Genomic DNA, 17,420 nt, shown 5'->3' on the forward strand with positions numbered 1-17,420 from the left:
AAACCCTTAAAAAATCGTAGTTTAGAGGGATGTACATGAAAAAATTGGACATGGAAAAATTACTTATGATTCCGGGACCTACAATGGTTTCAACCAAGGTTTTAAATTCAATGGCTCTACCGATAATAGGCCATAGAACAAAAGATCATGGGGAATTACTTGAAGATACTGTAGAAAAAATGAAAAAAGTCTTTCAAACAGAAAATGACGTATTTTTAATCACTGGCTCAGGAACGTCAGCAATGGATATGGCTATTTCAAACACCGTTGACAAAGGAGATAAAGTTTTAACAATTGTAAATGGTAACTTTGGGGATAGATTCTATAAAATAGCCTCAGTTTACAAAGGGGATGTAATTAAATTAGAAAATGAATGGGGCGACATGGCTGAACCTGAAAAAGTTAAGGAAGTGTTAGAAGAAAACGAAGACATAAAAGTCGTTACCATAGTTCACAACGAAACTTCAACAGGTGCTAAAAACCCAATTGAAGAAATAGGAAAAGTAGTAAAAGACTACAACGCTTTATACGTTGTAGATACTGTTTCTTCATTGGGGGGAGATTATGTTGATGTTGACAAGTTCAACATAGACCTCTGTGTTACAGGATCACAAAAATGTATTGCTGCACCTCCAGGAATGGCTGCTATTTCAGTAAGTGAAAAAGCATGGGAAGTTATAGATAAAACCGAAACAAAATCATTCTATCTCGACATTAAAACATATAAAAAGAGATGGGAAACCAAGAAAGAAACACCTTACACCCCATCAGTTTCATTAACCTATGCAATGAACGAAGCTCTTGAGGTAGTTTTAGAGGAAGGTTTAGAAAATAGATTCAAAAGACATGAAAGACTTGCTAAAGCTACAAGAGCTGGTTTAGAAGCTATGGGAATTGAATTATTTGCAACAGAAAGGGCAAGGTCAGTTACTGTAACTTCTGCAAAATACCCAGAAGGAGTAGAGGATTCTAAGTTTAGAAAGTTACTTGCTGAAAAATACAAAATACTCGTTGCCGGTGGTCAGGCACACCTAAGTGGAAAAATATTCAGATTAGGTCACATGGGTGAAGCTAGAGAATACCACGTACTTGGAACCTTGGCTGCAGTTGAAATGACATTCAAGGAATTAGGAGTTAAGGTTGATAGTGGAGTTGAAGCTGCAAAAGAAGTTTTAATGAAATAAATAAAGTTAGCTGAGCTTACATTAGCTAAAATAATTTCTTTTTTCCTTCACTTTTTTGGATAATATTCATTAGAATCCTGGTGGAAAAATGTTCGATTCTAAAGTGTGCGAAATATGTGGAAAACCCGCTAAGACTTATTTATTTGGAAGCTTTCTCTGTGATGATAATGAGTGTATGGAGAAGGCTAGAATGCTAAGGGGAGGTCCTGCAGGTCATAAGTTAAGGGTGGTTTCTGTAGGAAGTAAAAACCCTGTTAAAATCAAAGCAGTTGAAGAGGCCATGTTGAAAACAATTGGTAATGTACTTGTTGTAGGTGTTGATGTTGAAAGTGGAGTTTCAGAACAACCAATAGGCTTTAAAGAAACCTGTAGAGGTGCAATAAATAGGGCAAAAAATGCAATGGAAAAAAACCCTGCGCTTTATAGTATTGGTATAGAGGCTGGTTTAGTAGAGCTCTGTTCTGACACCGAAGTAGGTTCTCTTCAGGAAGGGAAGTATATGGATATTCATGTCTGTGTAGTTTATGATGGATTAGATTTTACCGTCGGAACGTCCCAAGGTTTTCAACTTCCTAAGGAATTAGTAAAGGAGATGAAAAAAGGAACCGAGTGTAGTTCTGTTGCAGAAAAAATATATGGAATAGAAAATATAGGACAGAAAAACGGAGTAATTGGATATTTAACAGATGATAACATAAAAAGGATAGACTTGTGCAGGGATGCGGTTATAATGGCCATGATACCTAGAATGACCAGAAATGTAAAACTTGATTTTTAAAATAAGTAAAATAATATTTAAATATGGGATTTTTGAATAATACTATTTTTTATAAGTTTATATGGTAATTAATATATGGTGAAATCCTGATGGATTTTATAGCCCTCTTTGGAGGATGTACTATTTTCAAAAAGTTCAAAGTGATACCATGAAAGTGAATCATGAGAAATGTGGATACTGTGGAGCCTGTGTCGGTGTATGTAGAAATATGGCCATAGAATTGGTAGAAAATACGATTATCATTGATGATGAAAAATGTAAAAACTGTAAATTGTGTGCGATAGTATGTCCGTTAAACGCTTTGGAGGAATAGCATGAGGGAGCTAACGTATAGTTATGATGTGGTAGTAGTTGGTGCTGGACCTGCAGGAAGTATGGCTTCCTATTATGCATCAAAGAATGGTGCAAAGACACTATTGGTTGAAAAATCTCAAGAAATAGGGGAACCAGTAAGGTGTGCAGAAGCAGTACCAAGATTAGAAAACTTTGGGATAGCTACAGATTCATCATTTGTAAGGAACTATATTAAAGGAGGTTATTTAATAGCTCCAAACGGCAAAAGAATTGTTGTTAAAGGAGGAAAAACAGACGGCTATATTGTTGAAAGAAAAATATTTGATAAGTATCTTGCCATAAGGAGTGCAAGAGTGGGGACAAATATTGCAGTCAAAAGTAGAGTAATAGGTCTAGACCATAATGGGGAAGGCTATGATGTTATTATTAAGCATCTCGATGAAGAGTATGTTGTAAAGGCTAAAGTTGTAATCGCTGCCGATGGTGTGGAGAGCTCAGTTGCTGAAATGGCAGGATTAAAGACTAAAAAGAATCCTAAAGAAATATGTTCATGTGCAGAGTATGAAATGGTAAATGCCAAGTTACTCGATAAAAACATGATGGAATTCTATTTTGGAGATGTATCTCCAAAGGGTTATGTTTGGTTATTCCCAAAAGGAGATACTGTAAATGTGGGATTAGGAGTTATTGATTCTAAAAAGAAAGCCATTGATTATTTAAATGAATTTTTAGAGAATCCTATTTTGGAAGGTAGATTGGACAAAGCCACACCAGTTGAATTTAAATGTGGTGGAGCTCCAGTTGGAGGGCCTATCAAAAAAACGGTAAAAGATAATTTAATGGTTGTTGGAGATGCAGCAGGTCACATAAGTCCTTTGACAGGCGGGGGAATCTACCTATCAATGGACTGTGGTTCAATAGCCGGTGAAGTTGCGGCAGAATGTGTTAAAAAGAACGAGTTTTCAGAAGAATGTCTTATGAAGTATGAAAACAGGTGGAAGGAGAAGCACTATAAGAATCTGATGAAGGATCTGAAGTATAAAAACATTCTTCAAAAATTAAATGAGGATGAATTAAATGCTATTGCAGATGCCATTGATGGAGATTTAGAAGATATAGATTTGAAAAAAATAGCAGTTAAAATAATAAAGAAGTCTCCATCACTTTTGAAGTACTTTAAAGATTTGATTTAAATCTGATTTAATCATCCACCATGTTATTTTTTTCCTTCTGTCGTCTTTTATTTTTTAAATAGTCATATGCATACCATAAACCAACCAGTAACAGGACCAAGAATAAATTCTCTTTTAGTATAATACTAATATATCCTAAATACGGTATGATTAATGGATTTCCTCCTATCTCGATTATTTTCTGTTTTATTTGATCCTGCGAGATTAGTTCAGGGTCATAAGTTGGGTTGTTGTCTCCTTTTGTTATGTAGTATGTTTTACCATCTAGTTCCACTTTTTCGATAATTCTATGTATTACTGGTTTTGTAGCGTCTCCCTCAAAAACAACTAAAGATTTATTGTTTATCTTAACTACATATTTGGCATAATTTTGTTTATAGTCTGGCCAGTGAGCTCTGTAAACTACAATGTCGCCAACTTTTAAATCATTAGGATTGAATTCATACTTTGCATTTTCTACAATTACAAAATCTCCTCTTTCCATTATCGGATACATACTGTCTGATACCACCACATTAACGTGGCTCCAAACAATGAGTAATATCGATATAAAAATTATCCATTCAACTACGTCCTTTTTATTGATTATACCACCTTAGATTTCGTTTCAGTTTTATGGAATTATAGTGGTTTATATAGTGGCTTAATAAGTAAGGCACACCACCATATTATAATAATATTATTAATGTTTTCCAAATATTTGATAAATTTATATTAATTATAGAAATTATATGGTTTAAATCTATTGGACAATGTAAAAGGTTTTATATCTATTAATATATATTTTGCATATACTTACTTGGAGGGGAAAATTTGCAGTCTTTTAGAGTAGCAAAAGTTATGGGAATACCCATTGAACTACATATAACATTCGTTTTACTACTGTTGGTAGTTTTTTATTTTTGGGGTGTTGAAGGGCTCATATTGTATATTTTTCTATTTACATCTGTAGTATTACACGAGTTAGGACACTCATATGTTGCTAAAAAATACGGAATAACTATAGAAAAAATACTGTTACTTCCTATTGGTGGAGTGGCTATGATGGGCCAGATCTCCAAGGAGGGGGAGTTTAAAATAGCTATTGCAGGTCCTCTGGTAAGTCTTACTTTGGGAGGATTATTCTTAATACTCTCAAGCTTTATGGATATAAACATGGGTAACTATCCATTGTTTCAGACAGTTGGAGTACTGAATATAATGTTAGGGATATTTAATTTACTGCCGGCTTTCCCAATGGATGGCGGTAGAGTATTCAGAGCTCTGATGTCAAAAAAGTACAGTTATCTAAAAGCTACAAAAATAGCATCTACCGTAGGTCAATTTCTTTCATTGATGCTTTTAGTTCTAGGTTTACTGAGCTTAAATGTTATATTGGTTTTAATTGCTCTTTTCATATACTATGGAGCTTCACAAGAATATAGGGTACTTCTTATGGATGAAATGTTCCGTAATATAAAAGCTAAAGACATAATGTCAAAAGATGTGGTTCATGTTTCTCCAGATATGACTGTCGAAGAATTTATAAACACATTGATAAACTACAGGTACATGGGGTATCCAGTAATTAAAAATGGTAAAATTCTAGGAACCATAACCTTTGCAGATATTACAAATGCAGATAAAAATGAAAAAATAGAAAACCTTATGAAACCTCCGGTTATAATTTCCAAAGATTCCGATATTAGTGAGCTACTATACACAATGGATAGTGCAGATAGAGTTTACGTAATGGACAACGGCGAGTTAGAGGGAATAATATCAAAAACAGATCTTGTGAGAACGTTAAAAATTCTTGGACTAAAAAACAGTCAATAAGATAATGGTATAATCAAAATTAAAAAAATAATAACATATTTTTATATTTTTTATTTATTCTTCTTCAACTTTTTCGCTCTTTTTCCATTCTGTGTATCCGCACTTTCCACATGCAAACCTGTTTAGGTGTTCAGCCATGAAAACTCCAGGGCCACATTTAGGACAGGTCTTTTTTAATCTTTCTACTTTGTCCCCTTCAACTTTATAGTATTGGTATTTTTGTGTTTTAGCCATTATTGTCCCTCCTCAACTTGTTCTGCCACTTCTTCTTCAATTTTGTTTTTTTCTAAAACTGACTTCTTTTCGATTAAGTTCATCATTTTTTCGTTGTTGTATATTTTTGCGTATCCGTTCACTTCCATTTTACCAAATTCTTGGTCAAGTTTGTCAACTACGAGCATATTTTTGTCTGCATTTAATATTGCAACAAGTTTCATTTTTACGTCTTTGATTGAAGGGGTAGCTCCTTCAAATGATACTGTAAATTTTATTTCTTTTCTATCCAATAATGGATTTTCTCTCTCTGAAACAATCTTTATTTCCATTCAATATCACCATAAAACTTTTAAAATCTTTATCCATCTTAATGAATATAATGTGGATGAAACCTTTTTAAAGGTTTCGTAACATCAATCAAATAGTCGGAAAATTCCAAAGGAATTTTCACTCAATCGTAGTGAAACGGAGAGCTGTGAAAACCGAAGGTTTTCACTCAATCGTTTCCATCATTTTAAGTATTTCGTCTATTTTATGTTTCAGGTCTTTTGTGATTTTCAATATTACTACGCCTTCATCAGGCTGTCCATAAAGGACCATAGTATTTTCGGGAAAATATTTAATAACAGGAATGGTAAGTAAATCCTCTTCTCCCTTTACTATCAAAGCAATATCCTTATCATTTATAGTGGAAAGGTATTTAATTTTTTCGATGGCTTCATCAGTTATACATCCGGGAGGATTGTTAACTTCAAAGACTCTTTTAAAATTATGGGTTATGTTAACATTAATAGTTCTTTTAGTTTTTAAATCAAAAATTGATAAATTAGGTACTATATTCTTTGATAAAAGGTTTTTTGTAGTTACATCACCTATAGAAACAACTCTTCCTTTTATGGGCGGTAGTTCTTTATATACTTTTCCAAAGGGCTTTTTAAGTATGTCCTTTACATCTTCATTTAGCACATACATTTTGTCACTATCTTGTCACGTATTATTTTCTCGATGTGAATTTTAATTGCACTTATTTTACACTTAATGCATACTTACCTTTACAATCTATTTTGGCTTTTTTAGCCACTTCTGAATTTACAGGATCCAAAATTATTAAGAGTCCCCTCCAGTTTTCCGATGTTTCACCCTCACAAAGTGGGCATTTATCCTCTTTTGTTATATATTTACACTTTAAACAAGCTCTCATGAAAATTCACCTCAAAATAAATTAAAAATAATATATCTGGCAAATAAAATACGTGTTTTGTATATATCCAAGATTGGAGAGCTAAGTATAATAAAATATTAATTATGCCTTGTTTTTCTTCTTCTCCTCTTCAATCCATTCTAATTTTCCTAATCCTGGCTGTCTCATTGTTAATGCTATCTTACTTCCTCTTTTCTTCTCTTCTCTCAAACTGACTGCTACTATCCTAGCTCTTACTCTATCTCCTTTTTCAAGGACTTTTCCTGTTTCTTTTCCGATTATTGCTTCTCTCTTAGGATCGTAGCTTACATAGTCATCCATAATCTGGGAGATGTGGATTAAACCATCGAGAGGTCCTAACCTTACAAAGGCACCAAATTCTACAATATCGACGATTTCACCTTCTATGACTTCATGAAGTCCTGGAACATAGGTTAAAACATCAAATACAGTTGGGTGGTATGCCGCCCCGTCCCCATAGATTACCTTACCTTCTCCAATTTCATTTACATCTACAATTGATAAAATGAAACCCATATCTTTATCCAAAATACCTTCATATTTTTCCATTAGTATCCTGTGGATGTTTTCTTTTATGGGCCTTCCAAACATGTGCGGAGGTACTCTAACAGTATCTGAGATTGTTAAAATTTTATACAAATAATCACCTCATGATTTATTAAGGTTCATAAAACAGTAGCAGATTAGTACGATAGAGTATATAAACAATTTTTAAAATATAAAACAGCTACAGTTTTATATTTATTTTATGATATATATACTCAACGGATAATCGTTCAAAATTCTAAAACGAAAAGTTTATATAGTAGAATATCTATCGTATTGTATGCTCTGAAAGGTAAACAAGAAGGGGGCCCGTGGCCTAGTCTGGATACGGCACCGGCCTTCTAAGCCGGGGATCGGGGGTTCGAATCCCTCCGGGTCCGCCATTAACCCTTTATATCTATGCACACGCTCCGGTGGTGTAGTCCGGCCAATCATGCGGGCCTTTCGAGCCCGCGACTCGGGTTCAAATCCCGGCCGGAGCACTTATTTTTATAAACACATTGATTTATGTATTTAAATGTATGATAAATATTGTCAATCTTTAATAAAATATAAATATGAATTTTGCTATATCCATTAGAGGAACTATGGTTCATCCCGTAAATCCAAATACTAAAAAATATATTTTAATAAATTTAATGTTACTTCAATTAATTTAAATTATTTAATGATCGGAGCTCACGAAGTGAGTGTTATGAAAGCCTTATGGTTTCATAACTCTTAAATCGGTAGGGCTACAAACTCGAAGAGTTTGTCAATTGGAGTGAGCAAAGCTCATGAATGTTGTAAATCTCTTCAGAATTTGCTTAATTTAATGAATATACCGCCTAGGGATGGACTATATCAAATTAAAGCTATCCGGATGACTTTATTTCTATTTTGGATTTAATATCCATTAGGCTTTTTTATAAATTCACGAGGGATATTATGGTAAAAATAACCGATACTACTTTTAGGGATGCACATCAATCTTTAATGGCTACAAGGTTGAGAACCGAGGATATGATACCTATTGCAGAAAAGATGGATGAAGTGGGCTTTTTTTCAATGGAAGTGTGGGGAGGCGCCACATTTGATGCGTGTATTAGGTACTTAAATGAAGATCCATGGGAAAGATTAAGGGCGTTGAAAAAGAGGATACAAAATACTCCCTTACAGATGCTTTTAAGGGGACAAAATTTAGTTGGCTACAGGCACTATCCTGATGATATTGTGGAAAAATTCGTGCAAAAATCCGTTGAAAACGGAATTGATATTATTAGAATATTCGATGCATTAAATGATGTTAGAAATTTAGAAGTTGCAATGAAAACTGCAAAAAAATGTGGAGCTCATGTACAGGGAGCTATTTGTTATACAACAAGCCCTGTTCACACAATTGATCAGTTTGTAGAACTTGCAAAGAAATTTGAAGAGATGGAATGTGACTCTATATCTATTAAGGATATGGCTGGTCTTTTAAGACCTTACGATGCTAAAGAACTTATAAAAAGGTTAAAAGAAGAAGTTTCAGTTCCAATAGACCTCCATAGTCATTGTACAAGCGGTATAGCTCCTTTAACATACATGACAGCTATTGAAGCTGGTGTGGATGTAGTAAATTGTGCAATATCACCGTTGTCAATGGGAACCTCCCAACCGCCAGTTGAAAGTATTGTGGCGGCATTAAAAGGGACAAAATATGATACAAAACTTGATATGGAATTATTAAATGAAATAAGGGATTACTTCAGCGAAATCAGGGAAAAGTACAAATACTTAATAAATCCTATCTCCGAAAGAGTCGATACAAGAATTCTTTTATACCAGGTACCTGGAGGGATGCTTTCAAACTTAGTCTCTCAGTTGAAGGAACAGGGAGCTCTAGATAAATTTGAAGAAGTACTTAAGGAAATTCCAGAAGTTAGAAAAGACTTAGGATATCCACCACTTGTGACGCCATCTTCCCAGATAGTAGGTACTCAAGCTGTTATGAATGTTTTAACAGAGGAAAGGTACAAGATAATTACAAACGAAGTTGCAAACTATGTAAAAGGATACTATGGAAAATCTCCTGCACCGATTAACAAGGAGCTCATGAAAAGAGTACTCCAAGACGGTGAAAAACCAATAACCTGCAGACCTGCAGACCTATTGGAACCAGAATATGAATTAAGAAAAAAAGAAGCTATGGAGAAAGGTATAGTATCCCAGGAAGAGGATATATTAACCTATGCACTTTACCCACAAATTGCAGTTAAATTCTTGAGAGGAGAATTAAAAGCAGAAGCAATACCTGAAGAAAAAGAAGTATCCAAATTCATGGAAATTCCAACAGAATACGCAATTGAGGTCAATGGGGAAGTGTACAACGTTAAAGTTGAACCAATATATGGTACTGAAATGAAGAAAAAGAAGGAAACTTATACTGCAGAAACAGAAGGTGCAGTAACTTCACCATTTAGAGGTATGGTAACCAAAATCAAAGTTAAAGAAGGGGACACCGTCAAAAAAGGAGACGTTATAATGGTGTTAGAGGCCATGAAAATGGAAAACCCTGTAGAAAGCCCTGTTGATGGAAGAGTAGAAAAAATAGTCGTCAATGAAGGGCACTCTGTAAGCGTGGGAGATATTTTAATGATAATCAAATAAAAAGAAACCACCACTATTATTTATTTGTTTTTAGTCTAATTTTTATTTAATTTAAGAGGGAAAATATGTTCGAGAAAGTGTTGATAGCCAATAGGGGAGAGATCGCGGTTAGAATTATCAGGGCCTGTAAAGAGCTCGGTATAAAAACCGTGGCAGTTTATTCTGAAGCTGACGAGCATTCCCTATATACTACCCTCGCAGATGAATGCTATTCTATAGGGGAGCCTCCAGCTTTAAAGAGTTACTTAAACATTGAGAGAATCTTAAAAGTTGCTGAAAAAACCGGTGTAGATGCTATACATCCTGGTTATGGATTTTTATCAGAAAATTCAAAATTTGCTGAAGAATGTAAAAAAAGAGGAATTGAATTTATAGGCCCTCCAGTGGAAGCCATAGAGTTAATGGGTAGTAAGATAAATGCAAAAAGAACTATGAAAAAGGCAGGAGTTCCTGTTTTACCTGGAAGGGAGGAACCTATAGAAACCGTCGAAGAAGCTGTTGAAGTTGCAGAAGAAATTGGTTACCCAGTTATTATAAAAGCCTCCGCCGGTGGTGGAGGTATGGGAATGAGTGTAGCCTACAACAAAGAAGAGTTAATAGACACCATAGACTCAACTAGATCAATAGCAAAAAGTGCATTTGGAGATTCAACGATATTTATTGAAAAATATCTGGAAAAACCAAGACATATAGAAATCCAGATTGTAGCAGACAAATACGGTAATATAGTTCACCTAGGAGACAGGGAATGTTCAGTTCAAAGAAGACATCAAAAGCTAATAGAAGAGGCTCCTTCACCAATAATGACTGAAGAGTTAAGGAAAAAAATGGGTGAAGCTGCAGTAACGGCTGCAAGAGCTATCAACTACTACAGCGTGGGAACTGTTGAATTCTTATATAGCAAAGGTGAGTTCTACTTCTTGGAGATGAACACAAGGGTTCAAGTTGAACATCCAATTACTGAGATAATAACCGGAGTAGATATTGTAAAAGAACAAATAAAAATAGCAGCTGGAGAAAAACTTCCATTTAAACAGGAAGATATAGAATTTAGAGGTCATGCTATAGAGTGTAGGATAAACGCCGAGGATGCTATAAATGATTTTGTACCATCACCTGGCAAAATAAAACACTACAGATCTCCGGGAGGTCCAGGTGTAAGGATCGATAGTGGTGTCTTTGGAGGGGCTGAAATTCCGCCGTACTACGACTCACTTGTGGCTAAACTTATAACATATGGTAGGGATAGGGAAGAAGCTATTGCTAGAATGAGAAGGGCGTTATCTGAATACATCATATTAGGTATTGTTACAAACATTCCATTCCATAGGGCAGTAATGGAAGAAGAGAATTTTATTAAAGGTAATATTTCCACGCACTATGTGGAAGACCACTCCGAGCTCTTAAAAAAAGCTATACTTAAATATGCTGTAGAAGCTAGGGATGAAGAAAAGAGATTTAGCGATAAGATATTCCACGATGATAAAAAAATTGTAGCTTTAGCTGGTGGATTGAACGCATACATTACAAGTCTTGCAAGTCGTAACAATGCAAAATATGATAAGAAATACTCCAACGATGACATGGACTAGTTGTGTGCTAATAAATCAAATCGAAAACTATATATACTACTTTATTTATTTTTAGATAGGAAACAAACATTGGGTTCGTGGTCTAGATGGCTATGATACCGCCCTGACACGGCGGTGGTCGGGAGTTCGAATCTCCCCGAACCCACCATTCTTTTTTAGGATTTATATATTGTCTATTTACATATTTTAGTTATTTTTAGTTGACATTTGGATCCAACCTTTTCTAAAGGTTGGGTTCTGATTTCTACGAACCCACCATTTTTTCTAAAAGGAGCGCATGTATTTTGTATCAAAACTTTTTTAAAGTTTTGTGTGGGAATCTCCCCGAACCCACCATTCTTTTTTTAGGGCTCATTATATTGTCTATTATGGCATATTTTAGCTGTTTTTAGTAATATTTTGGATCAACATTTTTTATGAATTAATATTTTTATATTTAAATATAATTATATACATAAAAAGTATTAAAATTATAACAATAGAATATTTAATGATAATTTTTAAAAACAGAACAGTGAGGCCTATGGGATTTGCAGAGGTTTTTGGCATAACTGTACTTTCAGTTGTGTTGTTACTATCGGTTTCTATTTTATATGAATCTGTAGATTCTAATTTGAATAATTGGATGGATAAGAAGGACGACCACTACAGATTAATGTGGTATAGTTCGAAAGAAAATTTGGAAATAATCAACGCCCAAAGTGGAAATGGATACATATCTTTAAATGTTAAAAATAATGGTACAGTAGTAGAGGATATCTCCAAATGGTCGGCTTTTGCCAACAATCAATACAAAAAATTCACTCCTCAGAATATATATTTAACACCTTTAAACAATATTACAATATATGTTCAACTGGCTCCATTTGATAATACCTTAAAGCTATGGCTTCCATTTGAAGAAGGTAGTGGTGATATAGCCTACGATCTATCGGGGAATGAGAACAACTTAAATTTGTACAACACAACTTGGACCGCTGGTAGGTATGGATACGGTGTAAAATATGATGGAAATACTACTACCTCCAACACTTCAAAGGTGGTTAATACAACTAATGAAGTTACATACTTAGTTTGGATAAATTGGAGTGGGGAGTCTTTAAAACCAGAAAACCCCGATACAAGGTACAACTATACTCAGTGTATAATATTGAACGGCCATAATAATAGATACTTGGGAATAGTAGATCCAAATTATAATGGTACAGATTACTCCATTGATACCGTACTGTTTACACTTCCTATTGATGGAGTAGTTTATAATCTTACAACTGAAAAAACAATTCCTGTTGATAGCTGGGTTCAAATAGCTGCCACTTATGATGGAGCATCTATGAAAATATACATAGACGGAGCTCTGAATGCAACATACAATATCGCAGGGAATTTAGATCCTGCTGTAAATGTAACCTGGGCAGGTAGTTATTACAATTACAGTTATTTCAATGGAATTATGGATGACTTGAAGATATACGATAGGGCATTAACTGATGAAGAGATCTTGGCAGATTATGCTAAAACTACCAACAATGTAACATTGGCTGGACAGTATGGAAATATAGTTGTTAAAAATGGCATAACTTAAATCGAAACAATCTCTTTTGAGAAAAAGAGATTTGTTGACTTATGAAAGCCTTGGATTTCATTAAGTAATCTAAATATTATTTTTTTAAAGAAATATAAACAAAATAGTTTAATGTATTATTTGGGAACCAACTGAGCATCCTTAACTATGTAAAATCCACTTAATCCATCCCAAATTACTTCATAATCTAAAACTTCAATTTTTTCTCTAAAGAATGGGGCATCAAATACGAAGGTTTCAGCTTCTCCGCCTTCAAATGCTCTATTTATCCTATATTTTTCCATTATTTTAAGGAGTTTTTCTATATTTTCTTCGGTGATTCTCTTGCCTAACCATTCTTTACCTAAACCGTAAGCTGCCACACTTACAACTCTAAAATCAAAGAATTTTGAAGAATCTCGCAATATTAACTCCTGATCTTTATGCCAAAGTGGGGCAAAGGATTTTATACCAATTTCTTCACAGATGTGATCTATCCTTGTTCTCTGGTACTCACTTGCCAGAGCTCCGCTTACAACCCCGTCAATATCTAATTTTTCTAAGGCTTTTTTCAAATCCAATATCTCTTTTTCTTTTTCTCCTTTTGTAATTACTTTAACCATTGGAATTCCTGCACTTTCAGAAACTAAATCGGTTAGTTCCACATTTGGGATATGGAACATATAGCTTTCTTTGTTCTTTGAAACTACATTAACAATATATTCAACATCCCAACCTTGATTTAAAGCCCATAGAAGTGCATAGGCAGAATCTTTACCACCAGAATATAATGAAGCTATTTTCACAGTTTCACCTTATAAAAAGAAATAAAAAATCATAATATGGATATGATATAATATATTTTTAAAATAGATATGTTAACAATATATAATAATTAAAATATAAAAAAGAAAATACTTATCTTACAGGTAGAAATCCTTTATCTTTAACGATTTTTTGACCATCAGGGCTTAATATATAGTTAATGTATTCTTTAACAATTCCATCTGGTTCCCCATTGGTTATTAAATTCAAAGGTCGATATACTGTATAGATACCTTTTTTGACATTTTCTTGACTTGGTTCTATTCCATCCAGTTTAATGGCTTTAACTGATTTATCCACATATCCTATAGATATATAACCAATTCCATTTTCATCTGTGGAAATTTTTGTTTTCATTTCCCCATTTGATGCAACTACAACAGATTTATCGGTAATAGTTCCCTTATCAAGAGCCTGTTTCCAAAAAGTATCTCTTGTTCCACTCATTTCATCCCTTGTGTATATATTTATTGGAGCATCATTTCCTCCGACATCCTTCCAGTTAGTAATTTCCCCTGCAAATATCTTTTTTAACTGATCTTTTGATAAATCGTTTAATGGATTTGACGGATTGACTACAATTGCCACACCGTCAATGCCGATTTTATAAACAATTAAATCAGGATATTTTTCCTTTTCTTCGGATTTTAAATCCCTTCCAGCCATTCCTATATCAACCAGTCCCTCCAGCCATACTTATTGTTATTTTGTTATTATCGGCATTCTGGTCAGCTGATGTTCCCACACAACCACTTAGAAGTAGCATGGAACATACAATTAATATTCCGGTAAATACACTAATTTTTTTCACAATATCGCCTTTTTTGTAAAATAAAAAATATGATAAAAAAATAAAATAAAGAGAATTAAATCATTTCAATAAATGCTTCTAATCTTGTTTTTAACTGTTCCTTATCGTTTTCTGAATAATCGGTTTCAATCCTAATGATTGGAATACCTTCTTTTTTAAGTTCTTCTTCAACTCTTGCCCCTTCCACGTTAAATGTGTGGCAGTATTGTAATGTGTAGTAAACTACACCATCGGCGTTCTGCTCTTTTACGAGCTCTTTTATTCTTTTAATTCTATCATCGTTTTTGAATACACATGCACATGGTATTTTAAAGTATCTTTCAGCCAATTTTTCTAAATCGTAGCCTTCAACTAAGTTTTCAAACTGTCTTGTTCCAGTACAGCTTTCTTCGCCTACAACAACTCCGCCAACTTCCTCTATTAAATCAACAATTTTTGTGTTACCTGCAACCATTGGGCAGCCAGATATCAAAATTCTTTTTCCTTCGTAACCTTCCCCTTTCTCAACTTTTTCTTCCAACTCTTTTACCAACTTCTCAAAGATAGGTATTAAAGTATCGATATCGAGTAAGTATGCCAATTGGAATAATTTTAATGCTTCGGTACCTTTAATTGGTGTTGGTGTTTTAGCCCTTAGTTCATAGGTCTTGTAGAGTAATTTTCTCATTTCATTTACTTTGTCTATTGCTTCCTTAAGTTTTTCTTCGGTAATTTCGTTTCCTGTGGTTTCTTCAATCATTTTTTTAAGATCTTCAACTTCGTTTAACCAAAGTTTAGCTGATCTTTCATCTCTGAAGTGTGGTAGTTGCATTATATGCATTGGAACCATTTTTTCCATGAGCTCGAACATTTTCTTTTTTCCATCACAGGTGGTTTCTCCAATAACAACATCTGCAGCTTCAAAGTATGGACAGGATTTTGTTTTTTTGAATCCATAGGATGATTTTATTAACGGGCAGATATTTCTTGGTAAATCCTCTTCTGCAGCAGGAATTGTTGTGTCTTTACCTCCGCATAATCCTACAGGGATTCCATTGGCGGCTAAAATTAATTCAGTTGGCACAAATGAGCAAAAAAGACCAAATACTTTTCTTCCTTCTTCTTTTTGTTTGTAGAGCTGGTCTTTTCTATTTGCAAATGCTTCGTTTAATTCATTTATAGCGTTCAGGTCACTCATCGTTTCACCATACTTAATAAGCACTTTGTTATTAGATTTTTTAATATTCTGATTAATTATACTTAAAAACTAATTTATATACCGTTATTTATAAAATATAAATGTTTTTATTAGATTTTTTAATGACAATACGGTTAATAAAAAAATAAATAAATTTTAATGTGTTTTTCCTTCTTTTTCCTTTTCATTCAATGGTTAAATATAATTAAATCATCAAACAAGCTCCAACACAGCATACTATTTGGGGTTCTTCTGGAACCAGTAATTTTTTATTTAACTTATTTTCTAAAACCTCTATCAAAACAGAATTTTTGGCAACCCCTCCACTAAAAACTATATTATTCATCTTCATCTTGTTTGCCATCGGAACAATCCTATTGGATATGCTCTCATAAACACCCATTAAAATATCCTCTTTTGGTGTTTTTTTAGATAACAAAGATATTATCTCACTTTCTGCAAAGACTGCACACATGGACGAGATTTTTGCAATATCATCTGATTTATATTTGTTTAAATCGTCGTCTATTTTAAGTATATCAATACATTTTTCTAAAAATTTACCAGTTCCAGCGGCACATTTGTCTGAAAGTATGAAATCAATCACATTTCCATCGTGGTCCATCTTTATAACCTTGCTATCCTGCCCACCAATATCTATAACTCCTTCAGCTTCTTTAAAAAAGTAATTTGCCCCTTTTCCTAAGGCTATAACTTCTGGAACTATTTTATCTGCAAAGGATATTTTATGCCTCCCATATCCTGTGGCAACTATTTTATCTATATCGTATTTTTCATTGAATTCCTCAACCATTTTTAAAACATCCTCTTCTTCCACGATAACCCCGATATTTCTTACAATATAATCAACTATGTTTTTATCGTCCATTAAAACCATTTTTGTAGTTGTTGAACCGATATCTATTCCCAAAATCACAATCTCACCATAAATATAGTCGTTCTGCAATTTTATGTGATAGTATGCTATATTATATTTAATCAGTTCTACCATTTTAATGAATTTTTTAAATAAAATTTAATTTAAGTTTAATTGAATATAATATTATATAAATTATCGAATAACTGGTAGAACGAAAAAAAAGAAATAAAAAGAGATTAAACAAAAACCTAACGGTTTTTGTAGCTCTTCGCTCACTTCGTTCGCTCCGATTAAATAAAATATACTAAAAATAAGTCAAAAACTAAAAGAAATTATTCTGGTTTTTCCATTAACTCTTTTTTACTTAATATTTGTCCTTCTGGATGGTGTGGTTTTCTACTTACACCATCTGTTGATTTTTCTAACTCTCTTGCTTCATCCACTAATTTAGCAGCATATCTTATCATTTCATGGGCAGATGCTACAATTGGGATGTATTTTTCCATCTCTTTTGTCATGAAGCATCCTTTAACGTCAACATCTCCAACTTTTTCAGCCATAACAAATGCGGCCATTGCCTTTGCCTTTGCGTAAGGGTTGGTAAATTCCATAGCTTCAACAGCTTTTTGCTCGTTGATAACTATTTTTGGTAATTCAATTTCTTTTTCTTCCTTAACAGCATTAATCAT

20 protein-coding genes and 3 tRNA genes are annotated in these 17,420 nt (G+C 33.7%); 11 read left to right on the forward strand and 12 right to left on the reverse strand.

Annotated features, from left to right (window positions below; all coding sequences use genetic code 11):
* Positions 1-35: 35 nt before the first annotated feature.
* From F555_RS0104350 to F555_RS0104365, 4 genes are all read left to right on the forward strand, one after another.
* On the forward strand, positions 36-1,184 hold the full coding sequence (locus tag F555_RS0104350) for a pyridoxal-phosphate-dependent aminotransferase family protein (RefSeq protein ID WP_018153998.1): 1,149 nt from the start codon (positions 36-38) through the stop codon (positions 1,182-1,184).
* 88 nt (positions 1,185-1,272) lie between these two features.
* Positions 1,273-1,962, forward strand: coding sequence for an inosine/xanthosine triphosphatase (gene yjjX, locus F555_RS0104355; RefSeq protein WP_018153999.1), 690 nt, complete (start codon positions 1,273-1,275; stop codon positions 1,960-1,962).
* A gap of 148 nt (positions 1,963-2,110) precedes the next feature.
* Positions 2,111-2,275 (forward strand): 4Fe-4S binding protein, encoded by a 165-nt coding sequence (locus tag F555_RS0104360; protein ID WP_018154000.1) that lies wholly within the window; start codon positions 2,111-2,113, stop codon positions 2,273-2,275.
* Position 2,276: 1 nt separating this feature from the next.
* A complete protein-coding gene (locus F555_RS0104365; RefSeq protein WP_018154001.1) occupies positions 2,277-3,449 on the forward strand; it encodes an NAD(P)/FAD-dependent oxidoreductase in 1,173 nt (390 codons plus the stop codon).
* Between the two features lie 7 nt (positions 3,450-3,456).
* On the opposite strand, the gene F555_RS0104370 is transcribed toward F555_RS0104365, so the two are convergent.
* Positions 3,457-3,999, reverse strand: coding sequence for a S26 family signal peptidase (locus F555_RS0104370; RefSeq protein ID WP_083876328.1), 543 nt, complete (start codon positions 3,997-3,999; stop codon positions 3,457-3,459).
* Between the two features lie 263 nt (positions 4,000-4,262).
* On the opposite strand from F555_RS0104370, the gene F555_RS0104375 reads away from it, so the two are divergent.
* A complete protein-coding gene (locus tag F555_RS0104375; RefSeq protein ID WP_018154003.1) occupies positions 4,263-5,267 on the forward strand; it encodes a site-2 protease family protein in 1,005 nt (334 codons plus the stop codon).
* 54 nt (positions 5,268-5,321) lie between these two features.
* Here the strand turns inward: F555_RS0104375 and F555_RS0104380 are convergent, their stop codons facing one another.
* The 5 genes from F555_RS0104380 to F555_RS0104400 form a co-directional block, all read right to left on the reverse strand.
* On the reverse strand, positions 5,322-5,501 hold the full coding sequence (locus F555_RS0104380; RefSeq protein WP_018154004.1) for a 30S ribosomal protein S27ae: 180 nt from the start codon (positions 5,499-5,501) through the stop codon (positions 5,322-5,324).
* Positions 5,501-5,812: a 30S ribosomal protein S24e gene (locus tag F555_RS0104385; protein ID WP_018154005.1), complete on the reverse strand. Its 312-nt coding sequence runs from the start codon at positions 5,810-5,812 to the stop codon at positions 5,501-5,503. The genes F555_RS0104380 and F555_RS0104385 overlap by 1 nt, the downstream gene beginning before the upstream one ends.
* Before the next feature lie 163 nt (positions 5,813-5,975).
* Positions 5,976-6,455, reverse strand: coding sequence for a GTP-dependent dephospho-CoA kinase family protein (locus F555_RS0104390; RefSeq protein WP_018154006.1), 480 nt, complete (start codon positions 6,453-6,455; stop codon positions 5,976-5,978).
* A gap of 52 nt (positions 6,456-6,507) precedes the next feature.
* On the reverse strand, positions 6,508-6,684 hold the full coding sequence (gene spt4 / locus F555_RS0104395) for a transcription elongation factor subunit Spt4 (RefSeq protein WP_018154007.1): 177 nt from the start codon (positions 6,682-6,684) through the stop codon (positions 6,508-6,510).
* Between the two features lie 102 nt (positions 6,685-6,786).
* Positions 6,787-7,344, reverse strand: coding sequence for a DNA-directed RNA polymerase (locus F555_RS0104400; protein ID WP_018154008.1), 558 nt, complete (start codon positions 7,342-7,344; stop codon positions 6,787-6,789).
* 212 nt (positions 7,345-7,556) lie between these two features.
* Between F555_RS0104400 and F555_RS0104405 the strand changes: the two genes are divergently transcribed.
* The 6 genes from F555_RS0104405 to F555_RS09220 all read left to right on the forward strand — a co-directional run bounded on the left by F555_RS0104405 (position 7,557) and on the right by F555_RS09220 (position 13,059).
* Positions 7,557-7,634, forward strand: a tRNA-Arg gene (locus F555_RS0104405).
* Positions 7,635-7,658: 24 nt separating this feature from the next.
* Positions 7,659-7,733: transfer RNA gene (locus tag F555_RS0104410), tRNA-Glu, on the forward strand.
* A gap of 445 nt (positions 7,734-8,178) precedes the next feature.
* Complete coding sequence (gene oadA / locus F555_RS0104415) at positions 8,179-9,882, forward strand: sodium-extruding oxaloacetate decarboxylase subunit alpha (RefSeq protein WP_018154009.1); 1,704 nt, start codon at positions 8,179-8,181, stop codon at positions 9,880-9,882.
* A gap of 65 nt (positions 9,883-9,947) precedes the next feature.
* On the forward strand, positions 9,948-11,474 hold the full coding sequence (locus F555_RS0104420; protein ID WP_018154010.1) for an acetyl-CoA carboxylase biotin carboxylase subunit: 1,527 nt from the start codon (positions 9,948-9,950) through the stop codon (positions 11,472-11,474).
* A 71-nt stretch (positions 11,475-11,545) separates the two neighbouring features.
* A tRNA-Val gene (locus tag F555_RS0104425) sits at positions 11,546-11,622 on the forward strand.
* Positions 11,623-11,997: 375 nt separating this feature from the next.
* Positions 11,998-13,059 (forward strand): LamG-like jellyroll fold domain-containing protein, encoded by a 1,062-nt coding sequence (locus F555_RS09220; protein WP_018154011.1) that lies wholly within the window; start codon positions 11,998-12,000, stop codon positions 13,057-13,059.
* A 116-nt stretch (positions 13,060-13,175) separates the two neighbouring features.
* On the opposite strand, the gene F555_RS0104435 is transcribed toward F555_RS09220, so the two are convergent.
* The 6 genes from F555_RS0104435 to F555_RS0104455 all read right to left on the reverse strand — a co-directional run.
* Positions 13,176-13,844 (reverse strand): diphthine--ammonia ligase, encoded by a 669-nt coding sequence (locus F555_RS0104435; RefSeq protein ID WP_018154012.1) that lies wholly within the window; start codon positions 13,842-13,844, stop codon positions 13,176-13,178.
* A gap of 112 nt (positions 13,845-13,956) precedes the next feature.
* Positions 13,957-14,529: a phosphate ABC transporter substrate-binding protein gene (locus F555_RS09060; protein WP_018154013.1), complete on the reverse strand. Its 573-nt coding sequence runs from the start codon at positions 14,527-14,529 to the stop codon at positions 13,957-13,959.
* Between the two features lie 7 nt (positions 14,530-14,536).
* A complete protein-coding gene (locus F555_RS09585; RefSeq protein ID WP_018154014.1) occupies positions 14,537-14,674 on the reverse strand; it encodes a hypothetical protein in 138 nt (45 codons plus the stop codon).
* Between the two features lie 55 nt (positions 14,675-14,729).
* Positions 14,730-15,851, reverse strand: a complete 1,122-nt coding sequence (locus tag F555_RS0104445; RefSeq protein ID WP_018154015.1) for a double-cubane-cluster-containing anaerobic reductase — start codon at positions 15,849-15,851, stop codon at positions 14,730-14,732.
* 205 nt (positions 15,852-16,056) lie between these two features.
* Complete coding sequence (locus tag F555_RS0104450) at positions 16,057-16,788, reverse strand: acyl-CoA dehydratase activase (RefSeq protein WP_018154016.1); 732 nt, start codon at positions 16,786-16,788, stop codon at positions 16,057-16,059.
* Positions 16,789-17,063: 275 nt separating this feature from the next.
* Positions 17,064-17,420: F420-dependent methylenetetrahydromethanopterin dehydrogenase (locus F555_RS0104455; protein WP_018153901.1), on the reverse strand; the 357-nt coding region annotated here is incomplete at its 5' end.

The sequence above is a fragment of the Methanothermococcus thermolithotrophicus DSM 2095 genome, from assembly GCF_000376965.1.
GTDB classification, from domain to species: Archaea; AGJL01; Methanococci; order Methanococcales; family Methanococcaceae; genus Methanothermococcus; species Methanothermococcus thermolithotrophicus.